Source organism: Cognatilysobacter tabacisoli (assembly GCF_003586305.1).
In the GTDB taxonomy this organism is placed as follows: Bacteria; Pseudomonadota; Gammaproteobacteria; order Xanthomonadales; family Xanthomonadaceae; genus Cognatilysobacter_A; species Cognatilysobacter_A tabacisoli.
Genome location: NZ_KZ987400.1, coordinates 697,475 through 714,957, shown reverse-complemented (window position 1 = coordinate 714,957; position 17,483 = coordinate 697,475). Strand labels below are relative to the sequence as shown.

The following is a 17,483-nucleotide window of genomic DNA, read 5'->3' as shown; positions in this document are numbered from 1 at the left end:
CACCTGCCGCGCGAGCCCGCCCGACGCCACCGGAGAACGCTTCATGTCCAACGTCCTGATCATCGCCGAGCACCTCGACGGCAAGCTCAACGCCTCGACCGCCAAGTGCGTGTCGGCCGCGCAGGCGCTGCAGCCCGAGGCGATCCACGTCCTGGTGCTGGGCGCCGATCCCGCCGGCGTCGCCGCCGAGGCCGCGCAGATCGCCGGCGTAGCCAAGGTGCTGACCGTCGCCAACCCGGCCAACGCCAATCCGATCGCGCAGGTGCTGGCGCCTCAGGTCGCCGCGCTCGCCGCCGGCTATACCCATGTGTTCGGGCCGAGCACGACGTTCGGCAAGGACCTGATGCCGTGCGTCGCCGCGGTGCTCGGCGTGCCGCAGGTCTCCGACGTCATGGCGGTCGAGGGCAGCCACACCTTCAAGCGCCCGATCTACGCCGGCAACGCCATCGTCACCGTGCAGGCGCCCGCCGATCGGACCGTCGTCGCCACCGTGCGCACGGCCTCGTGGCCGGAGGCCGCCAAGGGCGGCGGCGCCGCGATCGAGACCGCTGCCGTCGCGGCGACGCTGCCCACGCACACCCGTTTCGTCGGCCTCGCCGCCGGCAAATCGGACCGCCCGGACCTGCAGAGCGCCAAGCGCGTCGTGTCGGGCGGCCGCGGCGTCGGCTCGGCGGAAAACTTCAAGATCGTCTACGACCTCGCCGACAAGCTCGGCGCCGCCGTCGGCGCCTCGCGCGCCGCGGTCGACGCCGGCTACGTGCCCAACGAGCTGCAGGTCGGCCAGACCGGCAAGATCATCGCCCCCGAGCTGTACATCGCCGTCGGTATCTCCGGTGCGATCCAACACCTGACCGGCATCAAGGATGCGGGCACGATCGTGGCGATCAACAAGGACGGCGATGCGCCGATCTTCGAGATTGCGGATATCGGGCTGGTGGCGGATTTATTCCAGCTCTTGCCTGCCTTGGAAGCGGAGCTGTAACTCCCGATGCGCACACTGGTTACAGGCGGTACGGGTTACGTGGGGTCGCATACCTGTATCGACCTACTTGCCCGCGGGCATGAGGTGGTCATTTTCGACAACTTGTCCAACAGCAGCAGCGATGTTGTTTCCCGCATCGAAGCAGTCTCTGGACGAGTGGTGTCATTCCATCAGGGTGACGTCCGCGACCAGAAGCACCTAGAGCACGTCATGGCGGAGTTCCGCGTAGATGCCGTCCTGCATTTTGCCGCACTTAAAGCGGTGGGCGAGTCTTGGACTTGCCCGCTGGCCTATTACGACAACAACGTCGGTGGGACGCTTTCATTGCTTCATGCAATGACCGCGACGAGCGCGGGCGCTTTGGTGTTCAGTTCATCAGCAACCGTGTATGGGGAGCCGGAAACGCTTCCGATCCGCGAGGATGCCCCCACGCGGGCGACCAATCCCTACGCACGTACCAAGCTGATGTCAGAGGAGATCATCACCGACTACGGCCACGCAGAGCGCGGTTTCAACGCGGCTATCCTGCGATACTTTAATCCGGTGGGTGCACATCCTTCGGGATTGTTGGGGGAAAACCCGCGCGGCGTTCCGAACAACCTCCTGCCTTTTGTCGCCCAGGTTGCGGCAGGAGAGCGGGAGTTCGTCAGGGTCTTCGGGGGGGACTACCCCACGCCGGACGGCACGGGTGTGCGCGATTACCTGCACGTCGTGGACCTAGCTCGCGCCCATGTGGACGCGCTGGACTATCTTGCGTCGAATCGTCGGAACACTACGGTGAATCTCGGAACGGGGCGCGGGCACAGCGTTCTTGAGGTAATCGCAGCGTTCGAGAAGGCGTGTGGACACGAAATTGAGCGGCGCATCGTGGAGCGGCGGCCCGGCGATGTGTCGAGTTGCTTTGCCGATACAAAGCTGGCGGAGGACGTACTCGGCTGGCGCGCTCAACTCGACTTGGATCAAATGTGCGCTGACGCATGGCGCTGGCAGTGTCGCGTGAGCAATAATAAGAGCGGGAATAGCCAACTCGCAGACTCACCCTTTATCGCTAGTCCATCTACTCTTGGAACAAGGTCATGAAGCTAGGGCCAGCTATTCGCCGCCTCCTGCCGTACTCCCTTGAAAGACGCGCAGCCCAAGCGTATCGCTTGATCTTCGTTGATCTCCACAAGGTCGCGGATCACCTTGCTACAGCCTTGCCACCAAACGCCCATGTGCTTGACATCGGGGGTGGAGACGGGGAACTCCTCAACAGCCTCCTGTCACTGCGGCACGACCTTACTGTATCGATGGTTGACATAGCTCCGTCGGTAGGTCGCTTTCTTGAGCGGGAGCACCTCTCGCGGGTGACGTTTCTTCCGGCCACCCCAATTGAACGTCACGTCGTCGACGCAGCGCAAAAGTACGACGCCGCGATCGTCAGCGACGTGATGCACCACATTCCCACAGACTTCCGCGAAGGATTCATTCGGGATGTGTGCCTTGCACTGAAACCAAACGCACCGCTCTTTGTGAAGGACATCGAGCCCGGGCACCCAGTCGCAACGTTAAGTCTCTATTCGGACCTTTACATCAGCGGTGACCGAGGGGTCTCGCTCGTCTCGATGCATGAGCTAACCAGAATCGTTGAAGCTGCATCCCCCGGCAGGAAATCGAAAGAGCTAGGGCTGTTGCCTAGAAATCGACCGAACTACATTCTTGAGTTCTCCGCCGAGTGATCGGCCCCGCCACCTCGCGGTGCCGCGCCCGACGTAGGCGGTGAGGCCATGGCGATGTGTCGCGCTAACTCTGTAATCGACTGATGGAGTTCGCGCTGCTTTAGCCCCAAGTTGAGAATCATCAGGAAGCTGATGGCGCTGTAGCAATACAGGACGAGATCCGCGCCGCGGCTCACGCCGAACTCAATGGCGATCCTGTCGGCCACCGCGGGGAACCAGACGAAGAGCGCACCAATGGCGCTCACCACGATCAGGGAAAGCCCCACCACCCGGGAGCGCCGCCATTCTCTCAGCCCATAGGCGACTACCAGGAGAGCGAAAACGCTGAGGACGAGCTTGATCATTTCCGCATCCTCGCAAGCAGTAGGTCGAGCAGGATATTGAAGGCTCCAAATCCAGACTGGCCCTTGGCGCGGGAGTATTCCGTGTAACGCACAACCACGGGCGCCTCCACGTAGCTTAGTCCGTGTCGCGCGATTTCCTCCAGGATCTCCGAGGCGTGCGCCATGCGGTTCTGTCGGATCCGGATAGAGGCCGCTGCGTCGGCGCGCAACAAGCGCAGCCCGTTGTGTGCATCCGTCACCTTGAGACCTGTCGTGAGCCGCGTGAACACCGTCGCGGCTCGCAGCAACAAACGGCGCGATACCGGCATGTTCTCCGTAGCGCCGAGGAATCGACTGCCCAGAACAACTTGTGCCTCCTCTCTGGCCATCACCGCGATCATGTTGAGCGCATCTTCGGGGCGATGCTGGCCGTCGGCGTCAAACGTCACCACCTGCTCCGCGCCTAAACGCAGCGCGTACGCTATTCCCGTCTGCAGCGCGGCGCCCTGCCCCAGATTGATCGGATGAACCAGCACGGTTGCGCCCGCGTCCCGCGCGATTCTGGCGGTGCCGTCGCGCGAACCGTCGTCGACCACGATCACCTGATCGAACACGCGCCTGACGTCGGCGACGACCTCGCCGATCATCTTGGCTTCGTTGTAGGCCGCGATCACCACCGCAGCACCGGATTGTTGTTCAGTAGGCATCGCAAACCAAGGGTAAGGGATCCAACAGCCGACCTGACGTCACCATTCGTCAGTTGTGATAGGCCACGAGCAGCACTCCGGCCGAAATCATGAGTATGCCGGCCCACTGCATCGGGCCCAGGCGTTCCCCATAGAGATACCAGGCGGCGAACGCCGTGATGGTGTAAATCAGCGCTCCGCTGAGGGCGAACGAGACGGCCAGCTTCTCCCGTGTCAGCACGAAAAACCAGACGACATATCCGAAGACCTGGAGCGCGAGCGCCAGCCAGACGAGCGGATGCATCGCCGCACCCAGAATGAAGGAAAGAGGGCCGTCCGCCAGCGCCACCTTCAGGTCGGCACCGGTCACCGCCTTCTTCAGGATCAGCTGCGCGGCGAGCGTGCACAGCGTCGTGGTCGCAATGAGCAGGTAAGTCAAGGCCATCAGAGGTATCCCCCGTACGAGTAGCTATAGACGCGCGCCAGCAGGTTGGCGAACGGGGTCGGCCACAATTGCCTGAAAACCATCTGGTCTTCCGCCCAACGCGCGCCATCGTCGAGGCAACGCGCTGTCTCGCTATCGGTATGCACGCGATGGCTGACCAGAGGGCGTCTGATACGGGTGACGGGCCCCATCCCGCTGAGGTCCAGCCAGGCCAGCCAATCCATGTTTGTGCGAAGTTCTTCGCGGAATCTGAAGTCGGCGGCGACCCGGCGGTTGATCGTAACGGTCGGGCAGACGATCGGATTGCCGAATCCGAGAAGCGCGCGGCGGGCAATCGCACTACGAATAGTCTCCCCGCCACCGTACGCAGCGGCCACCATCAGGCGCTTGAGGGCGCTGTTTCGCCCTCCTGCACGGGGCTGGCCGGCCTCGGTGATCTCTTCCGCATCGCAGAAGTACAGCACCGAGTCGGGCCACCGGCGGTGGGTCTCCAAAGTTTCTTCGACGAACCCAGAGCCATACAGGTCGTCCTGGTGCGCAATGGTGACCAGCGCACTCTCGCTCGCCGCGAGCGCGGCGTTCCAGTCGCGCCCGATGCCTGCATTCGGACCGTGCACGACAAGACGGGCTCTGAACGTCTCGCACAGCGATGGCAACTCGGGAAACGGAGTGGACGTGCAGACCACGACCTCACTCCGGACGCGCTGCGCCGCGAGCGACGCCAGGCATGCCTCGAGGTGGGGCGAACGCCCGTACGTCGGCACGACGAACGAATGCTCCTTCATCGAGCATCCCGCCGCTCTGACGGACGACAACGTGCACTGCTTGGCCACTGGCAGGGACCACATGGCTCGCGGTGCAGGGGGACCGTCCGACACCGTCGAATCTGTCCGCTGGCGCCCATGTCCCCTACGTGGCTCATCGCCGCGCCCAGACCGCCCTCAAGGACGGCACGCGCGGTGCGCCGAAGGCGCCCGCCAGGATCACGGCCCAGAGCAGCGAAACGAGACAGATACCCGCGAACAAGTACCGGAAATCGCAGGCGATCGAAGTGGGGAGGTACGAGAGATAGAGCAGCGCCGTTGCCAAGGCAGCCACCAGGGCGCCCGCGCGCAGGCGCACTGGCATCCGCAGCGTGACGAGCGCTACGGCCGCCACAACCAAGGCCAGAACGTAGACCCAGTGACGGTAGACCGGCCAGCGGATGATGTCCTGCGACAGACCCCACAGCGCCTGATCCCGTGCGTCCACACCCGGCGTGAAGCCAATCTCGCGCAGATACTCGTGGTTGCCGTCGATGCCGACGTGGACGGGCAGACAGGCCTTGACGCCGTCGACCGCAAGTACCGCGGCAAACGCCCTCGCTTTGTGCTCCGCGTAGGCGCGCGGTTCGGCGCGGATCAGGGTCGTCCAGCGATCCTTGATCACCTCGTAGGTGGGTGACGACTGCCATTGCGTCACGGCCGGACTGCGCCACAGGAAGTCGCCCCGGTCGGGCGTGTATAGACGGCGGATCTCGCTGCGCAGCTCCTCCGTCATCGGGATGGCGAGCTTGTCCGTAGCCGTAGGTGAGAGCGCGACGATGCCGGCGATGTCGTACTGCATTACGCCCTTGTAGCCCACGCTGTTGCCGAATCGCTCTTCGGTCTGGATCGTGCGGGCCACCAGTGCGCTCATCGCCATCGACGCGCCTGCGAACAAGCACACGAAAACCACGCAGGTCGTCGCGGCGGCCGTCCGGCTCAGCCCTCGCCCCAGGGTCAATCCAATCAGGGGCACGCCGAGCAGGACGGGAGACATAAAAATACCCTGCTGGCGCACTTTCATCGCCACCGCCAGCGCCACGGTGGCGCCCACCGCCCACGCCACTGCGGCCCGGCGATCATCGGCCAGGCACGCAGCCAAACCAAGCGCCAGGCCCAGCATCAGCAGTGAGCTGAAGAGAACGTCCTTCCACACGATGCCGACGTACAGGTAAAGGATCGGGTTGGCCAGCAGCAGCAGGATCAGACCCGCGCGGAGCCATTGCCAGCCGTGGCCCGTGCGATGGACGACGGCGCGTTTGACTAGGACCGCGCCTGCGAGAAGCGCCAGCGTCAGGTAGGTCACGGCGCTGTTGAACACCACCATCCAACTGGATGCCCCCGGCCCGCCCCCCAGCCACCGCAGGATCGCGGTCATGTAGGGCGGATTCCAGGTGATCGACCGTCCCAGGCTCGCTTCGTACAGCTGCATGCTCGCATCCATCGACACCTGCCCAGGCAGGTGTGCGCGCACGCTGAGGACAACGAGCGCTAGGGCCGCGGCGGCGAGGACGAAGGCGGGGCCTAAAGTAGCGAAGCGGATCTTCAAGGGCATGGGCTCAATGGGTGGGCTGGCGACCACGACCTTCACGGTCCCGGAGAGTGCCGGCCCGCGGCGGGCAGGCAGCACCAGCGAAAAGATCAGATGACCGTCACCGACTGGTTGGTCGAGCACGCTGCCTTCGCGTCGGCATGGTGTTCCACCACAAACACCGCGTACTCGCCCGGCTCCACAGCGGCGAAGTCCGCATCGTGCAGGTAGCCGGCGTTGGCGAAGCTGGGATTGTCGAAGAAGTCGGCGACGTCCTCGCGGGGCCGCCCGGTCGACAGGCGGATCGAGTAGGTGCGCATGCCTGCCAGCACGATCTCGATGTCGGCCGGGACCACGCCACGGTCCTTGTTCGTCGCGAACCCGACGATTCGGTAGTTCTGGCCGCGGTCCACCTTGTAGCTGTTCGGCTTGTCGCCCGGACTTGATTCGTTGGCGTCGATGGTGACGACGTTCTCCAGCGAGCACACGCCCGTCGTCTGCATCGCCATCAGTCCTTCGAGCGTTTCCGTCGACGCGGCGAAGCGTGCCTCCGGCGCCAGTGCGGGCTTGGCCTGCTGCTCGGTCGCGGGTGTCTGCTCCGCCGCCGGGGCGGCGGCGGTGGGAGCGCGGTCGGCTCGTTCGCTACACGCTGAAAGGACCACGACCGCGACCAGTGCGGCGATCCGGATGGATTGGGATCCTGCTTGCAGCTTGTTCATGCGTATATCTCCGGGAATGGTGGGAAAGAAATGAAGGTTTGGACCGGTCGGGCGCTGTTGCCCTACGCCCCGACGATCCAGGCCCTGACGCTACTCCAGAAGCCGTGGAGGCGGATTCTGCGGACCGCGCGCTGCACCAGGTTCGATCGGACATTCGAGTCCACCAACGCGAGGCGCGACAGCGCGATCAACTGGCGCGTGCGCGACAGGCTCGGACGCGAGGACGCTAGTTTTTTTTTTCGAAGTACTCCGGATGCTCGATCCGCCCCTGCGTTTCCATCCATCCCCTGAGGTTGAATCCCGCCGAAACGTCGAAAGGATTAGGAAATACAACTTGCAAGTCGGGACGGGCGCGATAAAGGCGGCGGTGCGCCAGGGGAATTGGAGAACCATCCGAGTAAGTGGAAAACTTCCACGCAATCCGGGACACGGGATCCTCCCGGTCGAATCGGGTCGCCTCCTGGTACCAATCCACGAGCTCCATCACCGAATCGTTGCCCGGCGCATTCTTGCCGGCCATCGTGCGGTGAGCTCCACTATCGAACCCGGTGAAATGATAGAAACCGAGCGGCTCTCCGTCCACCTGGAAGCCCGACCCGGCATGGCCGCTGAGGTGCCGGGTGGTCAAGTTCCAGGTGGCCACGTTGAACCGCGGGGACTTGAGGATGCCGACTCCGTCAAAAAAGGCCGGGGCCAAGTCGATCCATCGCTGGTCGGTGAACAGACCGCGAGGGATATCCGCAATGCAGAAGTGGTAGATGCGATCCGCCCACCACTGGGCAAATCGCCGCCCCTCGTCGGTGGGCCGCACCCCGAGGAACCCGAGATTGTAGACGCCATGGCGCAGGCTCGACATCTCGTTGTCCATGACCGCTTCGAGGGTAAGCTCGGGCTTGGTCTGGTGCGGCGTAAGTACGAGGCTGCTCTCGTCGAGCGTCGCGAGCATGTCGTCGAGACGCGAGAACAGCACCATATCAGGGTCGAAGTAGATGACCCGCGCAACGTCGCCCTCGGCAAGAAGGCGCTGGAGCACGAACGGCTTGATCGCCGTCGAGAGCTCCACAATCGTATGGAAGAACGCCCATCGAGTGCGATCGGGAATGTCCAGATCGCTGACGGCCAACACGCGATCCACGGGCTCTTGCGAGAAGTCGACCTCGGTGCTCCGCTCGTCGGAGAGCGCCAGCACTACCTCGAACTCCGGATGAAACCTTTTGATGGACGCGCACAACTTCCGGACCTTGGGAAGGTAGTTCAGCGCGGCGGAGGTGAAGGCTATGGTTCTCATTGCGGGCAATAGCTCGACGAATGTGGGGGCACAGGAAGTGATAAGCGGGTGCGCATCGAGTCGCCGAACTCCAGCAGCTCGGCCACGACGTGGGCGGGCTCCATGGACTCGAGCACCCGCCCGAGGGCATACCCCCGGGTGCGCTCGGCAGGGGCGCCGAGGTCGAATACCGCGAGCGGCATTCCAAAGTGGATCAACTCGGAGGTCACGTACGAGAACGTCTCTGGGCAAATGGAGGGCAACAAGCAGATCCCCACGCCGTGGCGCTCCATAAGGGCGGGCAGATCGGCTGCATCGTACCGGCCCAGCACGTCAAGCAGACCGGGCGGCGCCGTGCCTTCGAGCGTCCCGAAGACCTTGAACCGCAGGGGTGCGCCGGTGCGGCGGACCTCGTCGACCAAGGCAAGGACCAGCGCGGCGCCCTTATGTTCGCTGATGTGGCCCACGATGCCGACTGTAAGCGGCTTGGTTAGCGCCGGCCGGGCCCGCAGTCCGGACGGAAGATAATCCATCCGATGCGGCTCGATGCGGATGCCCTCGCGGGGCAGCTCCGGGAAGGCCTTGACGAGGATGTCGGCCGACGCAACCGAGAACGCCACGAGATCGTCGCAGACGCCCAGCAAGGCCGACCAAGCTGCTCGCCATTGCGGTAGCGAAATTTCGCCGTAGAACGTCAAGAACGGGACGCGGTTGTGGGCGAGACACTGTGCACAGCGCTCCATCTCAGGAATGCCGCAATAGCGTCCTCGGTCGTCCACCAATGTCCAGGAGGGACATGCAGCGAAGTAGTCGTGCAGGAAGAAGCTCAGCCTGCCGCCCTTGGCCTTCTGGCGTAGCGCCCAGTCGACCACCGTGAGCGGCTCACTGAATGACACAAGATCGTTCAGAACCACGTCGCATGCGCCGTACGATTCCAAGTGCTCAAGTGCCTGAAACAGAGTCGCGACCTCGCGGCAACGCTCGCCGACGCTCGTCCACTCGAGGACGTGATACGAGAGTCGCGCAAGCGATGGGGTGACCAGGCACACGTCGCGCCCCGCCGCGCGGTAATCTGCTATGCGCTCGTCGCGGAACCGGTTGGCGCCCCCCCCCATGGCGTGATCGAAGACCACGATGGGTCGGGCGGGCCTGACGCGGCTGAGGCCCGTGGCCAGCCAGCGCTGAACCCGCTTGGCGACACCCTCGAGCCGATCGGCCATGGCGCGGATGGTCGTGACGACCCCGTCGTCGCGCACATGGCGCACAAGGGATACGAGCCGCGCGCGCACGCGCGTCGCCAACGCCGTTGAGACCACGTATCGCGCTGGAAAGTCGGGCAATTGCCGTTCGACCTTGCTGCCGTCCTCAAGATGGGCGACCAGCGTTGCAGGCGCCCTCGGCGGCAGTCCATCGACTCGCCCGACCAGCAGGAAACCACACCCTGCCGCGTGGGCCACGTTGGGAAACGCGGCCGCGAGGTCAGGCCGTGGGCCCGCCCGCAGGCATTCAACGACGGCGACTCGGTCGTCCAGGGTTACCCGCAGCTCCACGCGTCGCGCGGGGATCGACTCGTGCAACAGCCATCCCCAACCGAAGAACCGTCCATCACGAACGGTCAACTGGTCCACCGCGTAGTGCACCGTCATGCGTCCCTCGCGGCCCGGCGCCGATTCCAGGATTCAACGGCCCGGACCGGCGCAGCAACCTTCCAGGACAGCGTTGAACGCAATGCAATCAGCTCGGTCCGCAACGCGAGCACCTCGCTCTCGAGCCGCTCGATGAGGGCGTACTGATCGGCCATTGCCTGCTTGGCGCTCGCCAGCTCCCCGCGCGTCTGCTCCAGCTCGATCTCCTGCTTACGTGCCAGTTCTTGCGAGCGCGCAAGACTTTCCGACAGCGCCTCGATCTGAGTCAGTCGCGCCAACGCCAACTGCTCGATATCTTCCTTCGCCTTCGCCCACGCCTCGAGCTCATCCTGTCGGGCCAGCGCCAGCGCATTGGAGGCGTCGAGTGCGAGAGATAGCTCTCTGACTTCCGACAGGCGCTTCAGGGCCAATTCCGCAGCCTGGTCGTGAGCGGCGGAGAGTTGGTGGAGCTCGCCCAATCGCTGTCGAGCGAGACGCTCAGCGTCTTGGTGCGCCGCAGAAAGCTGCTCGAGTTCGCCCAAGCGCTGTCGGGCGAGACGCTCAGCGTCTTGGTGCGCCGCAGAAAGCTGCTCGAGTTCGCCCAAGCGCTGTCGGGCGAGCCGCTCCGCGTCGTGGTGCGCCGCCGTCAGGGTTTCCAGCTGCGCCTGTCGTTCCAGCGCTAGCGCATTGGAATCATCCAGCGCCACTGCGAGTCGCTCGACCTCGTTCAAACGCGACACGGCGAGCTCTTGAGTGGCGCGGTGCGCGCGTGACAATTCCTCCAGCTCCTCCCGCCGGGCCACGGCAAGCGTCTCGGCCGCCGAGAGCGCCTTCGCGATCGTCTGGGTGTCGGCCAGACGCTGCAGTGCGAGCTGCTGCGCCTCGGACAGTGCTGCACCGAGCGCCGAGAGCTCCTTCTCACGGTCCAACGCCAAGCGGCGCGTTTCCTCGAGTTCGGTTGTCGTGCGTTGCAGCTCCCGCAGCCGATCGATGGCCATCTGCTCCGCGTCGCGTTTGGCGCCTTCAACCGCTTCCATTCGCATCCGGTGGGTGGCGTCATACCTGCGCAACGCCATTGCATCGGCCGCTTGAACTTCCCCGATGGCGTCGGTCCAGGTCGCCGCCGCGTCGAGGGCCGCCGCGCCGGCGTCGAGCAACGGCGCGAATCCGGCCCACTGTCCCTCGTCCTGGCTGACGGCCAGGCAGTGCGCGTACACATCGTGAACAAGCTGGCCAAGTGGACCGGTAGTGGCCGGCATGCCAGAAGCAGCGGCTTGGTGGCGTTCGGCGCTGTCGACGAAGCGCTCCAGCGCGCTGCGCGCCTGCTCGATCGAAACCGGCCACGTGAGTCCCAAGTGCGCCCCAACCCGCTGCAAGCATTCGGTGGGCGAGCCGAGCAGTTGCTCGTACCGAATCATCACGCGAGGCGCGCCGGCGGAGTCCCGCACCGATTCAAGCACGTGTCTCAACCACAGCAGGTGCCCAACCAGACTGGGTAGTCCATTACGCGCACGGAGCGAGGCCGCTACTTCGTCCGGATGGCGCACGACCAGCAAACAGGCAGCGCGCTGGCGCGCTCGGCCGATTTCCTCCAGCCAAAGCGGGACGAACCTCGCCATGCGCGGATCCTTGACCGCCCATAGCGCGTCCCCGGCAAAGCCCGCCACCACCCGACGGATGTGGCCCCTCGCCTGGCGGGTGCACTCCGCCGAGCCCCACTGTGAAGGCAATGCGCGGACGTCGTCCCAGCTGCGCGACAGCCCTTCGAGCAAGCGTTCGTGCAGGTCGACTACGTCGGCATCTTCCCAGTAGCCCTTGGCATTGTCATCCGCGGCAGGCACGAGCCGGTCGCCCAATCGGGCGCCGAGCAGACGCAGGGCGCCAGCGGCGGCCGACGTGCCGCTGCGGTGCATGCCAAGCACCAGGATCGCATCTGTGCCGGTGCCGGGTCGTTCAGCTGGAGCTGTCATCGTCCGCCACCCGGATCTCCGGCGTGATACCAAAATCAACCATCCCCGTCGCCATCCCGTCGCTCACCGGCCCGACGCGAAACATCGCGATATCGACATACCGGCACAGGTATTGTTCCTGCTCGCCCAACAGGCCCACCACGCCGGCATTCAGAAAATACGTGCCCGGTGCGAGCATCGCGCGGAAACGGAAACGCACTGCGACCGATTGACCGCCGGCGAAGTATGCATGCGGTGCCACCTCGGGCGCGGAGGCCGCCCCACCAAGCTCCACGCCGGTGACGGTCTTGATCATCATCCCGAACCGCACCGCTACGGCGGCGGCGTCGAAATGCGCGCGGTAGGCGTATACATACTCCCTGCCCGCCTGCAGGACATTGACCCGTCGCCCCTCGAGGGACTGCAAGTGCGGATCTTCGATTGCACAACCCAGGGACGGGTAGACAACGGTGCTGCGCGGCACCAGGCCGGGATCGAAGTAGGCCGTGTCGACGCCGTCCGCCGATTGCGGCGTATCGGCAGAGTCGGGCCTCGCCAAGCCGGCTCCGGCGCTGGGCGCCTCTTCGTGCAGCGGCCCAATCGACCCGCCCTGCAGATGCTCATGCCTGAGCTCGTCGCGAATCGCCTGCGCTCGGCTCGCGGGTGCGTAAAGCAATTTCTGGTACCGCGAAATCACGTGCTTCGCCGGTCCCACCGACAGCAGTTCACCTCCGTCAAGCAAGATCGCGCGACTGCAGACCTCGGTCACGTGGCCGGCAGAATGGGAGACGAACAGAATGGTCGCTCCGTCATCCCGGATCTTCTTGATTCGTGCATGGCATTTGCGCTGGAACGCCTCATCGCCGACGGAGAGGGCCTCGTCTACGACGAGGACGTCAGGCTCGACGTGCACCGCGATGGCAAATGCCAAACGCATGTACATGCCGCTGGAGTAGTTCTTGACCGGTTGCGCGATGAAGTCACCGACATCCGCAAATGCGAGGATGCGGTCGTACCGCTCCTCCACCTGCTGGCGGCTCAGGCCGAGGACACAGCCGTTGAGGAACACATTCTCCTCCCCCGTCTGCTGGGGGTTGAAGCCGGCGCCAAGCTCCAGCAGGGCCGCCACTCTGCCCTCGACGTTCACGGTCCCAGTGGTGGGCGCCAAGGTGTTGCATATGATTTGCAGCAGGGTCGACTTACCGGCGCCATTGCGTCCCACGATGCCCACCTGCTCGCCACGGGCCACCTCAAACGAGACGTCCCTGAGCGCCCAGTACTCCTCGAAATATCGGGCAGGCTCCCGTCGGGCCAGTCGGCTGAAGCGGGGCAGGATGAACTGCTTGAGCCGGTCGGCGGGACGCTCGTAGAGCGGGTAGCACTTGCCCACGTTCTCGATCCGGATGGCGGCTCGCTCAGAGGACATCCGCGAACCCCTTCCGTGTCTTTTGAAACCACCAGAAACCGACCCATGCGATGGCACTGCCCGCGGCCATCGCGATCAACAGACCCGGCCCATGGGGCAACTCGCCGAATATCAGTACGCGACGCGCAGACTCCACGATGTAGCCGAGGGGATTGAGCAGCACCACTGCGCGGTACTGCGGCGGGACCGCTTCGGCGGGAAAGAAGATCGGGGACAGAAACAACAGCCCGGTGACAACAATCGAGGTGATCTGGCTCACATCGCGTAGATAGACACCAAGGGACGCGAGAAACCAGGTCACTCCAAGCGTCGCCAATGCCAGCGGAAACAGAACGATCGGCAACAGCACCGCGGTCCACGGAATTCCACCGAGCATCACCACAGTGACGACAAGCCACACCAGCATGCTCGCGGAGAAATGAAAGAGTGCATTTCCCAGCGCGATGATCGGTAGCAGCTCGAGCGGAAAAACCACACGCTTCACGTAGTTGGTATTGGCCACGATCATCCCCGGCGCGCGATTGACGCAGTCCGCGAATATATTGAAGACGGCCAGGCCAGCGAACAGGATCACGGCAAACTGGGCGTTGTCCTGCGGCTGCGACTGCGGGAGGTTCCAGCGCGCGCCGAACACCACCGAGAACACGAAGGTGTAGACGGCGAGCATCAGCAGCGGAGCGAGAAACGACCACGACAGCCCGATCACGGAGCCGCGGTATCGACCGACGATCTCCTGCCACGTGAGCTGCCTCAACAGCTCTCGGTGTCCATAAATCGACTTGAGGAGAAACCCCACGCCAACCGGATGCGTGTCGCTTGCATTCATGACTGGCCAGCCGGTCGCCTGTGCGCTGGACACAACGTGGCCAGCGTCATGACAGAGCGCGACTCACATCCCCGCGCAGGTCCACCACGTCCTCCACCCCCACGCTCAGCCGCACCAGGTTGTCGCTGATCCCCAGCGCCGCCCGCCGCTCCGCGGGCACCGACGCATGCGTCATCACGGCGGGGTGGTTGACCAGGCTTTCGACGCCGCCGAGCGACTCGGCCAGCGCGAACAGCTCGGTGCGCTCGCAGAAGCGCCTGGCCGCGTCGTACCCGCCCTTCAGGTAGATCGAGATCATCCCGCCGAAGCCGTCCATCTGGCTGCTGGCCAGCCCGTGCTGCGGATGGGACTTGAGCCCCGGGTACAGGACCTTCTCGATCGCCGGGTGCGTTTCCAGCCATTCGGCCAGCGCCTGTGCGTTCTCGCAGTGCGCCTTCATGCGTAGGTGCAGCGTCTTCAGGCCGCGCAGGGCGAGGAAGCTGTCGAAGGGGCCCTGGATGCCGCCGACGGCGTTCTGCAGGAACGTCATCTGCTCGGCGATCGCCGCGTCGTCGCCGACCACGATCATGCCACCGACGATGTCGGAGTGGCCGTTGAGGTACTTGGTCGCCGAATGCATGACCAGGTGCGCGCCGTGCTCAAGCGGGCGCTGCACGATCGGCGAGCTGAAGGTGTTGTCGACCGCGACGATGAGGCCGCGCTTGCGGGCGATCGCGCTGATCTGGGCGATATCGACCAGCTTCAGCAGCGGATTGGTCGGCGTCTCGATCCAAACCATCTTGGTGTTCGGGCGGATCGCCGCCTCGAACGCGGCGGCATCACTGAGGTCGACCCAGCTGAAATCGAGGCCCGCCGAGCGGCGGCGGACGCGCTCGAACAGGCGGTACGTGCCGCCGTATACGTCGTCCATCGCGATGACGTGGCTGCCGGCGTCCAGCATCTCGAGCACCGTAGACGTGGCGGCCAGGCCGGACGCGAACGCGTAGCCGCGGGTGCCGCCCTCGAGCGCCGCGACGCAGCGCTCGTACGCGAACCGGGTCGGGTTGTGGCTGCGCGAGTACTCGAAGCCCTGGTGTTCGCCGGGGCTGCGCTGCACGTAGGTGGAGGTCGCATAGATCGGCGTCATCACCGCACCCGTGCTGGGGTCGGGAGACTGGCCGGCGTGGATCGCCAGCGTGCCGAGACCCGGCTTGCGGGCCCCGTCGTCCGTCGGGGATGAGCTCATTGCGTCCTTCCAATTCAGCTTGCTTTCGCAGCCGGGCATTCTAGCATCGGGCGCGATGCCGGCCTCCCGACTGCCCCCCGATTTCGCGACAAGTGCCGCGTATCCGCTGTACGCGGTCGATGCGGTTCAGGATCGCGGGTGGGTGCTGCACTTCGAAGCCGGCGACTACGCCAGCGCGCCCTTCCTGGACCAGCGCGGCCTGCGGCCGGGCATGGCCGGGTGGGACGTGGGCCGGGCCGAACTGAACGAGTCACAGGGCACCGCCGGCGCGGCGGCAATCCCCGTGCATTGGCTGTTCCACATCGGCCACTGCGGCTCCACCTTGGCGAGCCGGCTGCTGGATCAGGTGCCCGGGGTGCTCGGGCTCCGCGAACCGCTGCCGCTGCTGCAGCTGATGCACGCGCCGCAGCCACGCGCCGCCGACTGGCTGGCGCCGACGGTGCGCCTGCTCGGCCGCGGCTTCGCCGACACGCGCGCCGTTATCGTGAAGCCCACGAGCGTGGTCACGGCCGACGCGACCCGGCTGCTGGCGCTCAGCGGGGGCCGCGCGTGCCTGCTGTGGATTGCGCTGGATCGCTGGCTCGCGGCAATGCTCCGCAGCGACGCGCTGGTCGCGCGCGCCTTGGACGACGCCGCGCTGGCCGAACGGCTCCGCCCGAGTCCCTTGCCGCCGGCCGACGGCGCTGCCTGCCAGCTCGCGCGATCCTGGCTTGCGACGCACCTGCACTGGGCCTCGCTGGCCGCTGCGCAGCCCGGGCGCGCGATCGACGCGGATTTCGAGACGCTGCTCGCGGCGCCGGCCGACGCGACACGCCGGCTCGCCCGCCACTTCGGGCTCGCAGCGCCCGACGATCTCGAACGGCGGATCGAAACGTCAGGCCTGATGGGCCGCTACGCCAAGGACGCGGCGCAGCCGTTCGACGCCGCGACGCGCCGCCAGGAACTCGACGACGCGTACGCGCGGTGTCGCGAAGCGATCGATGCCGGCGTGGAATGGGCAGCGCGCGAGCTGGCCCGCGGGGACGAACACGGCCTGTCGGCACGGCTCCGGGCACCACCCTGAGTCAGGCGAGGAAGGTTGTCATCGCGTAGCGGACGCCGCGCTCGACCGGCACCACCTCGTGCAGCAGCGAGCACGAAAACACCAGCGCGGTGCCGGTCGGCGGGGAGTACAGATGCGGGCCGAATTCCGGGAACCGGAACTGTCCCCCGGTGAAGTCGCCGGCGTTGAGGTTGACCGACAGCGCGAAGCGGCGGTGGGCGACGTCCGGGGTGTCGTTGTCGCGGTGCGCGCGGAAATAGCCCGCACCGGCCGGATAGGCCAGCAGCTTGAACGGATCGCGGCGCATCACGGCGAAGTTGAACGCGCGGGCAATTTCCGGCAGCGCGCGGCGCATCACGCGTTCGTGCATGCGCGCCTCCAGCACCGGATCGCGGGGCGGCGTTTCGCTGCGAAGTTTGACGGACGGGTCGACCACCGGTTGGGCGCGGCCGCCCTCGTACACGACCACGCGCGAGGGCTCGCCACCGCCGCATTCGTCGACGAGATGGCGGGCCAGTTCGGCGCACAAATCCACTTCGAAAACGCCCGGGATCTGCAGCACCGGCGCGATCGACCACGTCGCCGGGGCGTCGAGCGCGGGTGGCTCGCTGGGCCGCGGCAGCGGCGAGTGCAGCGGCAGATCGCGGCGCTCCTGCAGACGGAAGTTGCCGTCGGCGACCCACAGGCACCCGGCTCCGAGGCCATCGCGCGACGCCGCGTCGACGCGGTAACGCGTCCAGCCAGTCGCGCCGGCGACCGCGTCATCCACCACGAGGCACAGCGCGTCGACCCCGGCAGCAGGCGCCGGCAGCGCCGACGCCTGCGCCGCGTCGGCGGGCATGGCCAGCCACAGCGGGCGGCCGCCGAACTCGGCATGCAGGCGGACCCGTGCCCCGCCGTCGAAGGGCGTCAACAG

The 17,483-nt window shown here is 65.6% G+C and carries 17 protein-coding genes; 4 read left to right on the top strand and 13 right to left on the bottom strand.

Annotation, left to right across the window (positions count from 1 at the left end; genetic code table 11):
* The first annotated feature begins 43 nt into the window (after nt 1-43).
* The 3 genes from D3A60_RS03220 (at nt 44) to D3A60_RS03210 (ending at nt 2,700) form a co-directional block, all read left to right on the top strand.
* Nucleotides 44-982, top strand: a complete 939-nt coding sequence (locus tag D3A60_RS03220; RefSeq protein WP_119717241.1) for an electron transfer flavoprotein subunit alpha/FixB family protein — start codon at nt 44-46, stop codon at nt 980-982.
* Between the two features lie 6 nt (nt 983-988).
* On the top strand, nt 989-2,062 hold the full coding sequence (gene galE, locus D3A60_RS03215) for a UDP-glucose 4-epimerase GalE (RefSeq protein ID WP_119717240.1): 1,074 nt from the start codon (nt 989-991) through the stop codon (nt 2,060-2,062).
* A gap of 68 nt (nt 2,063-2,130) precedes the next feature.
* Nucleotides 2,131-2,700 (top strand): class I SAM-dependent methyltransferase, encoded by a 570-nt coding sequence (locus tag D3A60_RS03210; RefSeq protein ID WP_157981391.1) that lies wholly within the window; start codon nt 2,131-2,133, stop codon nt 2,698-2,700.
* Here the strand turns inward: D3A60_RS03210 and D3A60_RS03205 are convergent.
* The 12 genes from D3A60_RS03205 to D3A60_RS03150 form a co-directional block, all read right to left on the bottom strand.
* The gene (locus tag D3A60_RS03205) at nt 2,673-3,044 is read right to left on the bottom strand and encodes a DUF2304 domain-containing protein (RefSeq protein ID WP_119717238.1); all 372 of its coding nucleotides are present in this window, start codon (nt 3,042-3,044) and stop codon (nt 2,673-2,675) included. The two genes, D3A60_RS03210 and D3A60_RS03205, sit on opposite strands and share 28 nt — an antisense overlap.
* Nucleotides 3,041-3,730 (bottom strand): glycosyltransferase family 2 protein, encoded by a 690-nt coding sequence (locus D3A60_RS03200; RefSeq protein WP_119717237.1) that lies wholly within the window; start codon nt 3,728-3,730, stop codon nt 3,041-3,043. Before D3A60_RS03200 ends, D3A60_RS03205 begins: the two co-directional genes overlap by 4 nt.
* Before the next feature lie 49 nt (nt 3,731-3,779).
* Nucleotides 3,780-4,154 carry an EamA family transporter gene (locus D3A60_RS03195; RefSeq protein WP_119717236.1) on the bottom strand — a complete coding sequence of 125 codons (375 nt, stop codon included), beginning with the start codon at nt 4,152-4,154 and terminating at the stop codon, nt 3,780-3,782.
* Complete coding sequence (locus D3A60_RS03190; RefSeq protein WP_157981390.1) at nt 4,154-4,939, bottom strand: glycosyltransferase family 2 protein; 786 nt, start codon at nt 4,937-4,939, stop codon at nt 4,154-4,156. Before D3A60_RS03190 ends, D3A60_RS03195 begins: the two co-directional genes overlap by 1 nt.
* A 133-nt stretch (nt 4,940-5,072) precedes the next feature.
* A complete protein-coding gene (locus D3A60_RS03185; RefSeq protein WP_196778626.1) occupies nt 5,073-6,512 on the bottom strand; it encodes a hypothetical protein in 1,440 nt (479 codons plus the stop codon).
* Between the two features lie 86 nt (nt 6,513-6,598).
* On the bottom strand, nt 6,599-7,207 hold the full coding sequence (locus tag D3A60_RS03180; RefSeq protein ID WP_157981388.1) for a hypothetical protein: 609 nt from the start codon (nt 7,205-7,207) through the stop codon (nt 6,599-6,601).
* A 226-nt stretch (nt 7,208-7,433) separates the two neighbouring features.
* Complete coding sequence (locus tag D3A60_RS03175) at nt 7,434-8,495, bottom strand: glycosyl transferase (RefSeq protein ID WP_119717232.1); 1,062 nt, start codon at nt 8,493-8,495, stop codon at nt 7,434-7,436.
* On the bottom strand, nt 8,492-10,120 hold the full coding sequence (locus D3A60_RS03170; protein ID WP_119717231.1) for a glycosyltransferase family protein: 1,629 nt from the start codon (nt 10,118-10,120) through the stop codon (nt 8,492-8,494). The genes D3A60_RS03175 and D3A60_RS03170 overlap by 4 nt, the downstream gene beginning before the upstream one ends.
* Nucleotides 10,117-12,012, bottom strand: a complete 1,896-nt coding sequence (locus tag D3A60_RS03165) for a hypothetical protein (protein WP_157981387.1) — start codon at nt 12,010-12,012, stop codon at nt 10,117-10,119. Before D3A60_RS03165 ends, D3A60_RS03170 begins: the two co-directional genes overlap by 4 nt.
* 40 nt (nt 12,013-12,052) lie before the next feature.
* Complete coding sequence (locus tag D3A60_RS03160; RefSeq protein ID WP_119717229.1) at nt 12,053-13,474, bottom strand: ABC transporter ATP-binding protein; 1,422 nt, start codon at nt 13,472-13,474, stop codon at nt 12,053-12,055.
* Nucleotides 13,464-14,300, bottom strand: coding sequence for an ABC transporter permease (locus D3A60_RS03155; RefSeq protein ID WP_119717228.1), 837 nt, complete (start codon nt 14,298-14,300; stop codon nt 13,464-13,466). The genes D3A60_RS03160 and D3A60_RS03155 overlap by 11 nt, the downstream gene beginning before the upstream one ends.
* Nucleotides 14,301-14,346: 46 nt before the next feature.
* Nucleotides 14,347-15,525, bottom strand: a complete 1,179-nt coding sequence (locus tag D3A60_RS03150) for a cystathionine gamma-synthase (protein WP_119717227.1) — start codon at nt 15,523-15,525, stop codon at nt 14,347-14,349.
* 55 nt (nt 15,526-15,580) lie between these two features.
* Between D3A60_RS03150 and D3A60_RS03145 the strand changes: the two genes are divergently transcribed.
* A complete protein-coding gene (locus D3A60_RS03145) occupies nt 15,581-16,588 on the top strand; it encodes a hypothetical protein (protein WP_157981386.1) in 1,008 nt (335 codons plus the stop codon).
* A gap of 1 nt (nt 16,589) precedes the next feature.
* Here D3A60_RS03145 and D3A60_RS03140 read toward each other — a convergent pair whose 3' ends face one another.
* A complete protein-coding gene (locus tag D3A60_RS03140; RefSeq protein ID WP_157981385.1) occupies nt 16,590-17,480 on the bottom strand; it encodes a 2OG-Fe(II) oxygenase in 891 nt (296 codons plus the stop codon).
* Nucleotides 17,481-17,483: the final 3 nt, after the last annotated feature.

Coding starts and splice junctions, on each gene's coding strand:
- D3A60_RS03195 (WP_119717236.1), bottom strand. CDS start 4,154: ATGGCCTTGACTTACCTGCTCATTGCGACCACGACGCTGTGCACGCTC.
- D3A60_RS03145 (WP_157981386.1), top strand. CDS start 15,581: ATGCCGGCCTCCCGACTGCCCCCCGATTTCGCGACAAGTGCCGCGTAT.
- galE (WP_119717240.1), top strand. CDS start 989: ATGCGCACACTGGTTACAGGCGGTACGGGTTACGTGGGGTCGCATACC.
- D3A60_RS03180 (WP_157981388.1), bottom strand. CDS start 7,207: ATGAACAAGCTGCAAGCAGGATCCCAATCCATCCGGATCGCCGCACTG.
- D3A60_RS03160 (WP_119717229.1), bottom strand. CDS start 13,474: ATGTCCTCTGAGCGAGCCGCCATCCGGATCGAGAACGTGGGCAAGTGC.
- D3A60_RS03185 (WP_196778626.1), bottom strand. CDS start 6,512: ATGCCCTTGAAGATCCGCTTCGCTACTTTAGGCCCCGCCTTCGTCCTC.
- D3A60_RS03150 (WP_119717227.1), bottom strand. CDS start 15,525: ATGAGCTCATCCCCGACGGACGACGGGGCCCGCAAGCCGGGTCTCGGC.
- D3A60_RS03165 (WP_157981387.1), bottom strand. CDS start 12,012: ATGCACCGCAGCGGCACGTCGGCCGCCGCTGGCGCCCTGCGTCTGCTC.
- D3A60_RS03155 (WP_119717228.1), bottom strand. CDS start 14,300: ATGAATGCAAGCGACACGCATCCGGTTGGCGTGGGGTTTCTCCTCAAG.
- D3A60_RS03170 (WP_119717231.1), bottom strand. CDS start 10,120: ATGACGGTGCACTACGCGGTGGACCAGTTGACCGTTCGTGATGGACGG.
- D3A60_RS03200 (WP_119717237.1), bottom strand. CDS start 3,730: ATGCCTACTGAACAACAATCCGGTGCTGCGGTGGTGATCGCGGCCTAC.
- D3A60_RS03205 (WP_119717238.1), bottom strand. CDS start 3,044: ATGATCAAGCTCGTCCTCAGCGTTTTCGCTCTCCTGGTAGTCGCCTAT.
- D3A60_RS03190 (WP_157981390.1), bottom strand. CDS start 4,939: ATGAAGGAGCATTCGTTCGTCGTGCCGACGTACGGGCGTTCGCCCCAC.
- D3A60_RS03220 (WP_119717241.1), top strand. CDS start 44: ATGTCCAACGTCCTGATCATCGCCGAGCACCTCGACGGCAAGCTCAAC.
- D3A60_RS03175 (WP_119717232.1), bottom strand. CDS start 8,495: ATGAGAACCATAGCCTTCACCTCCGCCGCGCTGAACTACCTTCCCAAG.